This window comes from Pseudoalteromonas sp. GB43 (assembly GCF_054923805.1).
Genome location: NZ_JBPCHJ010000003.1, coordinates 296,997 through 306,708, shown reverse-complemented (window position 1 = coordinate 306,708; position 9,712 = coordinate 296,997). Strand labels below are relative to the sequence as shown.

The window sequence follows — 9,712 nt, the reverse complement described above, 5'->3', positions numbered from 1 at the left end:
GTTTTGCATCGCGTAGCACAAACATTAAAAGAACAAGTTCGTGGTAGTGATATTGTAGCTCGTTATGTGGGGGAGAAATTTGTGATATTTTTCCCTTCACAAGATAGTGACCAACTAAAGTTGATCTCCCACAGATTAATTTGTTCTGTAAGCGCACTCGATTTTTCAGATTTAAACGAAAATCTAACGCAAGTTACTATAAGTGTAGGCCTTGATAAAGGTAGTGTTGAGGCTAATCATTTTGAGCTGTTGTATGAAAAAGCAGATACACTCTTGTACAAAGCTAAAAGCTCAGGTAAAAATCAATTTATTATGGGGCACCTTGAACGTGTGACTGTTTAAATTAGCTTAGATCAATATTCACATGTCTAGCTTAAGCAAAAGTTAAACTACCACACTATTTTTGCCATTTTGCTTGGCTTTGTATAAGTTCAGATCAACACGTTTTGCTGCCTGTTCAGCAGTCTCATGCGGGGTTATTTCAATAACACCAATGCTTACGGTTGAATTAATACCCAAAGAAGTATGTTGTTTTTCTGCTATTGAATGCCTAATTCGCCCCGCAATGTCTTTTGCATTTTCGAGAGTTTGGTTTTCAAGCACAATCAAAAACTCTTCACCACCGACTCGTCCCACCATACCTGAACAGCGAACTGTGCTTACAATGGTATTTACGACAGAAATGATAAGCTCATCGCCAATATCATGGCCGTATTGATCATTTACAGCTTTAAAATGGTCAATATCAATAGAAATCAGTGAACTTACTTGCTTATTGTGTAAGTTTTTTTGCATGACACTTCGCTTCAAATTAATGATAGCTCTGCGATTTGCTATGCCTGTAAGTTCGTCTTTTAAGGCGAGTACTTCAAAATACTTTTTTTGGCGGACTTGTTTAAAGCTGTAAATGGCAAATAGGATTAAACATACGCTGGCAATAATGAGTGTTAAGCGCTGCCAAAAGGCTTTATCTTCAGCCACTGTTAGTAACTCTTTTTGCAGAGCTGAAGCTTGTTCTAGACGAGTTATTTCACGCTTCTGTTGTTCAAAGTTAAAGTTTAGACGTGCTGATATAAGGGCGTTATTGGCTATGTCTGTTTGCTTTTGTTTTATTATTATTATTAGTTGTTGTTGAGCATTTATGTGTAATAAGGAATCATTTGTAGCTTCAGCAATTAATGAGGCAAAGCTTAAATACCTTTCTTTAAAACTGACCGGTCATGAGTTTTGCTTAGTTTGTAACTTGTTAAATAAAGTGAGAGCTGCGTTTAGATTATCGCTTTTTAAGTGCCATTGGGCTTGTGTCATAGTTAGTAGTGTTGTGATCCAGCTATCATCTATCTTAAGTTTATCAACAGCGGTTAAATATGACTTTGCAGCATTGAGCTGGTTTAGTTCGGTGTACAACTCAGCTAATTTTATCAATACATAAGCATAACCGTTATCGCTTTCGTAAGACCTTACATCTTTTTTGATTGACTGATACAACTCTATAGCTTTAGGGAGATTTCCGCTTTTTTCATGGGCAAAAGCGATCTGATCGATTACTTTGTAATGTTCTTGTTTATTAAATTTGGCTAATTCGGTTGCAGAGCGTTGCAGTTGTTCAATTGCTAGATCAAAGTTGTAAAGAGCAATATGAATATCTGCTATTTCTTTTAGGGCAAGAGCTTGTTCATAGCTATTTCCTGATTTTTCAAATAGCTGATAGGCTTTTTGCGCTGCATGGAATGCATCTTCATAGTTTCCTTGGGCTAAGTAAATACGATTGAGTACTGTACTAGCGTTAGCAATGCCGTTTAGCTCTTCAGGGTTTTGCGTGTTTGCAGAGTTTTGAGTTATAGGGGTTAAAAGTATTGTGGCTAATTGGTAATTGCCTTGGTTGTACTCTTGGAAAGCTTCACAGACTGTGAGGTTTTGTTTTAATATTTCGCTACCGGAGTTATGAATTATTGACTTTGCATTATTTAAAAAGTCATTGTAATGGAGTAGCCCATTAGATGTAGTGACATCAGAAAACCAACACTTAAACGCCATTACTCGCGCATCATCAAGCACATTTTTATATGGCATTCCTTGTTCTAACTTTTCTAAAATAGCTCTCGACTCAGAGAAGGTGGTATAGCCATAAAGAACCTTATCTATTTCATTTTTTACTTCATTGGCGGTTAAATTGGCAGAAAAAAGAACAAAGCATAAAACCCTTAACATTTAAACTGTTACTCCATCAACTACTATTCCGTTACTAAAATTTAGTTATTATTTTTAATTGAGGTTAACATAAAAGTTGTTCAATAATAACAATTACGAGAAGCTTAAAACTCGAAAGGTTTTGGTTTTCTGCTGCCTTTTAGATTCCATCAAAGATTTGCTTAATTTCAGCGACTTTTCGTAATAAAACACAAATTCCAATGTTTTATCAGAAACTTTAATAACTCTCTATCAGAAACTGATACACAATTTTATCGTCTGTAGTATAGCTAAATTCCAGCCTTGGATCAGAAAGAACAATGGTTTTAGCTTAGCTAATTTTTTGGAAGCTGCGCGACCTCTAGATACTCCGGCTGTTGAAAGTGTTGAAAGTGTTGAAAGTGTTGTAAGGGTAGCTCCTTTTATATAAGCTCATATTGCGTTCGTTAGCTTTACATATTTAGGGACTCATTTGGGAAAATTTGTTTTTAGCAAAAAATTACTAGGTAATTGAGCGATACCCCCTAGATTTATCTAATTTTAATATTAAATTAAGCTTATACTTGTTTCGGTTTTTTTTACTCCACCTATAAAAAGTTAATATTAAAAACATGGAGTTATTGAAACAACAGTGTGAAGTGAATCACTTATGGGCGCCACCTTAATGTCGAATAAGGGGGGCTCATAAAGTTTCGAAAAATTTTTAAGTATGGAAGTTTGACAATAATAAGCACAGCCTCTATATTTAAAGTGTATTTCATAAATTATTGAGCCAGCAATTTCCTAATTGATTATCAATACCCAAGCATACAAACTCACCTTCATCCCTAAGTTTGTATGCTTTTTTCTTTTGTATCCTAGTTTAGCCAGAATGACGCTGGATTTGCTTTTTGTGCTTCTATACTTTGCTGGTTTGGTATTCTATAACAGAGGTTTAGCTATTAGGTGACATTATGTTCTTGTCGAGCATTTTCTATTGCTAAAGACTCCCTATATTCAGCAGTTTCTGCTGTCAGTTTCCAATGAACATCAGGCTTGCGCAATCTCACCCTTTCAAGGGCGAGTCAAGCAAGAGGTAACTAGTCTTTTTTCTGACTTAAAGCGCGTGAAGTTTTTACGGCTCTTTCACTTGGCGGTGTGTTTTGATTTTCAATGTACTGCTTAATTACATCCAAACTCGCGCCGCCGCATGACACGACACAATAACTAGGCGACCAAAAGTGATTTCCCCAAAGCATCGTCTTAATCCGATTCCAATACTCACGCCTTAGTATATATGACGACTTCCCTTTTAATTTGCCAACCAAATTCGATACAGCAACTTTGGGGTGAATAGACACCATTAAGTGAACGTGGTCATGTTCTCCACCAAACTCTAAAAGCTCGCAATCCATTTGCTTACAGGTTTCCTCCATTATCTCTTTGGTTCTATCTAACATCTCTTTAGTGAAAACGTCTCTTCGGTATTTTGTAACAAATACTAGATGAGCATTATTTTTAAATAGGCAGCTTCTGCCTGTTCTCCATTCGTACATTTTACTTATAGACTAGATTGACAATTTAACGCTAAGTGTAATAATAGTTACCGCAATTGACAACCTACGGAAAGACCATGCTAACTGGCATTAAGCTACGTGCTAACCCAACATCACATCAAAAACTGGTTTTAAGCCAGTGGATGGGTTGCGCACGCAGTATTTGGAATGCCAAAGTTGACGAAGAAAAGTATTACCGCACCTTTGCACGTAAATACTACCCAACGGGCACTTATGCCCCAATTGACCAGAAAACATCACAATTCAAGTCGAAGGAGTTAACCCCTTGGCTATCTCGATGCCCTAGTCAGATTATCCGAAACAGTGCGGTTAACTGGTATCAGACTTACCAAAAATTCATGAAAGGCGTGTGTGGGCGACCTAAGCGCAAACCTAAAACTGACCGAGGTAGCATCTATCTTACTCGTGAGGTGTTCAGCTTCGAACGTTGCGAAGATGGAAACTTACGACTATTTATCGGCACGAAGACTAATAATATTGGTTACTTATCCTTTAAAGCGCATGGCAAGTTCGAGAGCCCAAACTCGCTATATGTGCGCAAAGAGCGTGGTCAATATTATGTATCTTTCTGTTATGAAGACGGCAATAGCGAAGAAGAACTTCCTAGCAATGCTGAACATTTGGAATTCTTGCAGGGTTCAACCAAAAAATATCTGGAAGAACATACTATTGGTGTAGATCGTGGCGTGGCAATTCCTGTTCACGCAGGCTCTATAACGTTCGATTTCTGCGAAAACCAGAAATCGAACATGACCAAAGCTGACCGCTATATCAAGCGACTTCAACGCAAGTTATCACGCCAGAAAAAAGGCTCTAGCCGAAGAAACAAAACCAAACATCGCATTGCTACGCACCATGCTAAAAAGGCGAAGATTCGAAACGATTTTGCACATAAAACAAGTCGTTCGTTAATCGAAAGCAAGGCTAAGGTTATAGTGTTCGAGGCTTTACGAACCTCAAGCATGACGCGCAAGCCAAAGGCGAAGCAGGATGAACAAGGTCGGTATGTGTCAAACAAAGCCAAACAAAAGGCTGGGCTAAACAAGTCTATTTTAAACGTTGGCTGGCACATCATAGAGATTTACACCAAATACAAGGCCTACCAAGCAGGAAAAGCCGTCTTCAAAATACCCGCCCCGCATACCAGTCAGGAGTGCGCTGAATGCGATCACACTCACCCCGACAACCGTAAATCACAAGAGCTATTTGTGTGCGGTAACTGTGGCAATACTGACAATGCAGATAACAATGCATCAAAGGTCATAAAGAAACGGGCAATTAACCTAATATTAGACACTGGAACGGTGTTGTCTGGCGATGGAGTTCTAATAACTCAGGCAGATAGTGGACGTGGAGGCAATCGTAAGACTAGCCGAGTCAAAAGCTCGACTAGCGATGTCCAACGAAGCGTCAAAAAAGAAAGGTTAGTAGCTTAGGCTATTATCTTGGAAGCTCGATGCCTTTAGGCGCGAGTAGTTCACAAACTCTTTTCTGGGATTTACTTTGTTTACTTGCTCTCTCAAATCTTCTGTGAAGTTCTTTTTCTAGTGTAGGGGCATCCTCACTATAGATCATGGCATGTATATCAAATGATAATGGAGCAAAGGCACCTCTGAGCCTTTTTACTCTATCAGGTGGCTTTAATTGAGCAAATTTTAATTAAAAATCTAATGAAAATTAGGATTTAGATGGAAATATAGATTTTAAAATATCTTCAAATCAATAGTCATGGCTCTATGTTTAATGAAGTGTTTTAAGAAAAAATTAACCGGATATACAATCATTGCAAGCATGGTTGGTCAAACCATTGCTGTATCAGTAATTGGGGTATGGGCTGGGTTACTATCGATTGCCACTCCATTTGAAACAGCTATTGCTGCACAGGAACGGTTTGACCAAATTCAGCAAAAATACAAAACTGATGATCCAACAAATAACCGCTCCGATGATCAACGTTTAAATCAAACGTTATTAAAATACCCACATCAAACAGTCATAAATCCAAATCGAGAAAATGAGATAATTCAAAAATACTACCTAACCCCACAGACATCTAGAACAGTTGATTTGTCTGCTTATGGTAATTATGGAGACAATGCACAGCAGCAGATTGAAGATAGCGTAAATGTTGCGAGAGACATGTCAAAGTCAGCTGTTGTTCCATCGACTAATGCTAGTGGAGGTTTAATTACAAATTATAGTAATGGAGGAGTTTCGCTTACAAAAGATGATAGTGGTAATTATGTTGGGACTATTGATGAATCAAAAGTTACTGAGCATGTTTCTAATCAAAACGAGTACACTAGCTCAGAGCTAAATCACTCTCAAACAACATTTGAGGCAGACAGTCACTATGGTAATGAGACAGAGTTTTATGCTTCAGGAACCACTAAAATAAACAGTTTGAAAACTGACACTGCTAGTGATGCAACTGTATACCAAACAATTCAATCAATTCAGAATGACAATAAACCCCCAGAAATAAACCCCAGAAGCAGTATTTTCAATTACGGATTTAATGAAGTGAATGATGCCCTTGACGGTACCGGATCATGGTTATCGTCATGTACAGACGAGTCAGTTGACATAACACGTGAATTTATATCAACACAATCAACAAATCATTTATGTATGCAGCCCCTTGCAAGCAATAGCTTATATTGCGAAGTTGAAAGAGCTACACCAGTTACTTATGACGTAATAGTGCAAATGGCGGGTAAGGGGAAGCAGTTTTTAACAGTAGAATTTGACCTAAATAAGCAAACTGCTAAGACAATAGCCCCAACCGATTCAATTGCAACAGAGCTGAAATTTGAAGGTCCAAGTTTTGAAGATTTCTGCACAGCTAATAATACTAATATTAATAGGGTAAGCCTTGGTGCTTGGTCCAACACCACACTAGATGGAAGTATTGATGAAAGTACTTGGATTCGAGAGTTGCAAACGCCAACATGTGCAAATGGTTTAAAAGGTATTGTCCAAGTTGAAGATAAAACTGATGATGGTGGTGATACAAAATGGATCTTGAACGCTCAAGTAAGATACAGGTTTACTGGTGAAGTAGGGGAAAACAAGCAGTATCCAGCTGGTTGCTATGATGCGATTGAAAGTGAGCTTAAGGAAAGCAATGGCTTAGCAGGGTTTAGTGACACTATTAGTGGTGGTACTGAAAGCCGGTTTGAAAGTTTTTGTAAATTTGATAGCTATACAAATATCGAAGTTGGTAGCGTTGGATTACCCCCAGAAATATTAGAAACAGTCCCTCCTTTTTATAATGGTGATACAGGAAATAAAACTTGGAGAGTTAACCTTGATGGATACAATTGTGATCCTACTAAAGGTGAAGATTACTGTATTTTAACTCGGAGAGCCACAGAGGAAGAAAAAGCAGCAGGGATAGAGGATGAATTCCAATGTTATTCCTGGGATGAGATAGAATCTCAACCAAACCACTGCACTACCTACCAAACTGATACGCAATGCCAAGAAATTGAGAGAACATGTGCTGAAGGGTGGCTTTGGGAGCGAGATGACGCCGATGATATTTGCTTCGCTTACACAATTAAGTATCAATGTGATGAAGAAATTTTTTCGACTGTAACAAGCTCCGTAACACAGAATACCTGTGCGGCTACATTGCCTTGTGTTGGAGGGAATTGTGAAACATCAAATAGTGAAGTTAATGATCAATTCGCAGATGTTCTTGCTATGGCTACAGTAATACAGCATATGGAAGATGGGATGAACTGTGAAGATCCTACAGACCCATCAACGTGCACTATTTTTGAAGGTGAAGGTAAATTTTGCTCTTGGGAGCCAAGCGGTTTAGGTAATGACTGTTGTGAGGCTCCTGATGGTGTTGATATTTATGAATATGCACGAGCTGCTTATGGCATGCTACAAGCAGATGCATTTGTAGCTGGCCTAGATGGAACCGGCAACGCTGTAGTAGGCGGCTATCAGAGTTTGAGAGAACCTATTGCTAATGCAGCTACAACTGCTGGTGAAGCTGTTTCAAGCGCCTGGTCTTCAGTTTCTACGGTGTTTACTGATGCGGCAAGTACTGCGGCAGGTAATGCAGCAGGGGAGGTGGTTGATGCATCTGGGGCCGCAATAGATATTTTATCGGATCAAGCTATTGAAGAACTACAGCAAATGGTTATGAACTACGTTTATGATTCGATTCCAGAGGAATTAGCGCAGGCATTAATGAAAAAAACCGTTGAAAAAGGAGTATCTACAGTGGTGCTATCAGAAGGAGCGAGTCAAGCTGTAGCGGTAATTGGTTATGTATATGCTGCATACATGGTGTATCAATATATTAAATTAGCTTTAAATTTGCTCACTGCTTGCCACGAGTATGAAATGGATATGGGAGTTAGGCTTGCTACGAAACAATGCATTCCCGTAGGAAAGAAATATTGTGCTGAAGATGCTTTGGGTGTCTGCTATCTACGTCGTCAAGATTATTGCTGTTATGACTCCATCCTATCTCGAATAATAATGGAACAAGCATCCTCAATGCTTGGCCATGACCTAGAAGAATATACAACAGAAGAAGTTGATGGTTCAAAATTAAGGAATTGTCCGGGGTTAACCCCTGAACAACTGTCTAACTTGGACTGGAATAAAATTGATTTAAGCGAATGGATTAACATAATGATCGAGTCTGGTATTGCTGATTTTGATCAAGACCTTGATAAGCTGACTGGTTCTGGTCGACTACTTAATAATGAAGGTCGAGAAAACGCTGTTGATAGAACAACACAAAGAGCTGTTGACGCTGAACTGGCTGAGAGAGCTATTGAAACAAGAAGTATAATAAATGCAGATGATATTGATTGTTCATATGTGCCGAGACCATTGGCATGCTACTTCCTTAATGATGATTAATGATTATAAAGTTGCGCAATATAAATAATAAAGTACGATAGAGTCACTTTCGGGACAAACTAGAAAATCTATGAAAAATATAACTAAAATAGCCTTAGCTTCCGTCGTGGCATTAACTTTATCAGCTTGTTCGTCAACAAAAGAGCCAATTGTGTTTGATAGCTTTCAAGCAAATGAGAATGACTCATTTGCAAAAACAACAATGCGCTTAGCTGGCAGCAATAAGTTTATGGATAGTGCTGACGGAAAGTCAGGGACTCGCAAAGTACCTGGATCGAGTGTAATGGCTCTAGGTCAGCTGTTAATGTTAGATTTTACTGGAGCAGCCAGTACAGCTATTAATGATAGCATCATTGAAAACGAGCCTTTAGCTAAGAACGCTCAATTTATTGTTAAGGTTGATAATGTAGACCAATCAGTGCTTGCAAATCCTGAAGGTATTATTGCTAGAGCTTCGAAAAAGCTTGATGAAATAGCTGCCAAGAAAGGGCTCGAAATAGAGTCAGAAAGAACAACAAATATTCAGCGAATCATCAACTATAAAAACAAAAATCAATGTGAAAATTTGCTTCTTGTTCTGAGTACCTGCGGACAATACCTTGGGCTTGGTCGAGTTTCTTCATATGATCAAGAAAATAAGTCTGCATATGTAACTTTTGAAACAAAAGGGACAACTGTGTCACTGCATTTAATGAGCGGTTACATGGGGGATGATGTTTACTTGTATCACCCAAGAAAATTAGGATCAGGTAACTGGGATTACAGTTGGGCTATGTACGCAGGTTCTCATATAGTCATTCACAAAGGAAAAATACATAAATTTATTACCGGCCAACAGGTTGATGATGGTGTGGATATTAGTGAACTGCGATATTTGTTTATTGAAAATTGGAAAAAAAATGACAAGAGCGAATACAACGAAAAGTATCACAAAAACCCTAAAGACAAAGGTAAATACTTATACGATTTTCACTTAAAAGACATGAGCTTCAAAGAATTACCGCTTGATATTAAGTTGTAAATTTACTTACTTTTGAATTTAGTAGGTTTATTAATATATCACTGTCCAATGC

Annotated in this window: 8 protein-coding genes; 4 read left to right on the top strand and 4 right to left on the bottom strand. The window is 38.3% G+C overall.

Annotated elements, in window-relative coordinates; all coding sequences use genetic code 11:
• A partial coding sequence (locus tag ACRWSG_RS23510) for a GGDEF domain-containing protein (RefSeq protein ID WP_462167705.1) occupies window positions 1-342 on the top strand: 342 nt, incomplete at its 5' end.
• A gap of 42 nt (window positions 343-384) precedes the next feature.
• On the opposite strand, the gene ACRWSG_RS23505 is transcribed toward ACRWSG_RS23510, so the two are convergent.
• The 3 genes from ACRWSG_RS23505 to tnpA all read right to left on the bottom strand — a co-directional run bounded on the left by ACRWSG_RS23505 (window position 385) and on the right by tnpA (window position 3,725).
• On the bottom strand, window positions 385-981 hold the full coding sequence (locus ACRWSG_RS23505; RefSeq protein WP_462167704.1) for a GGDEF domain-containing protein: 597 nt from the start codon (window positions 979-981) through the stop codon (window positions 385-387).
• Window positions 982-1,218: 237 nt separating this feature from the next.
• Entirely contained in the window at window positions 1,219-2,211 is a 993-nt protein-coding gene (locus tag ACRWSG_RS23500; RefSeq protein WP_462167703.1) for a tetratricopeptide repeat protein, read from the bottom strand.
• A gap of 1,058 nt (window positions 2,212-3,269) precedes the next feature.
• Window positions 3,270-3,725 (bottom strand): IS200/IS605 family transposase, encoded by a 456-nt coding sequence (gene tnpA / locus ACRWSG_RS23495; RefSeq protein WP_206769683.1) that lies wholly within the window; start codon window positions 3,723-3,725, stop codon window positions 3,270-3,272.
• 77 nt (window positions 3,726-3,802) lie between these two features.
• Between tnpA and ACRWSG_RS23490 the strand changes: the two genes are divergently transcribed.
• On the top strand, window positions 3,803-5,182 hold the full coding sequence (locus tag ACRWSG_RS23490; RefSeq protein ID WP_462167702.1) for an RNA-guided endonuclease InsQ/TnpB family protein: 1,380 nt from the start codon (window positions 3,803-3,805) through the stop codon (window positions 5,180-5,182).
• A 4-nt stretch (window positions 5,183-5,186) separates the two neighbouring features.
• Here the strand turns inward: ACRWSG_RS23490 and ACRWSG_RS23485 are convergent, their stop codons facing one another.
• Window positions 5,187-5,330 carry a GIY-YIG nuclease family protein gene (locus tag ACRWSG_RS23485; RefSeq protein ID WP_348535099.1) on the bottom strand — a complete coding sequence of 48 codons (144 nt, stop codon included), beginning with the start codon at window positions 5,328-5,330 and terminating at the stop codon, window positions 5,187-5,189.
• 159 nt (window positions 5,331-5,489) lie between these two features.
• Here ACRWSG_RS23485 and traN point away from each other — a divergent pair, with 159 nt between their 5' ends.
• A complete protein-coding gene (gene traN / locus ACRWSG_RS23480; RefSeq protein ID WP_462167701.1) occupies window positions 5,490-8,639 on the top strand; it encodes a conjugal transfer protein TraN in 3,150 nt (1,049 codons plus the stop codon).
• A 70-nt stretch (window positions 8,640-8,709) separates the two neighbouring features.
• Complete coding sequence (locus ACRWSG_RS23475) at window positions 8,710-9,660, top strand: hypothetical protein (protein ID WP_253109287.1); 951 nt, start codon at window positions 8,710-8,712, stop codon at window positions 9,658-9,660.
• Window positions 9,661-9,712 lie beyond the last annotated feature (52 nt).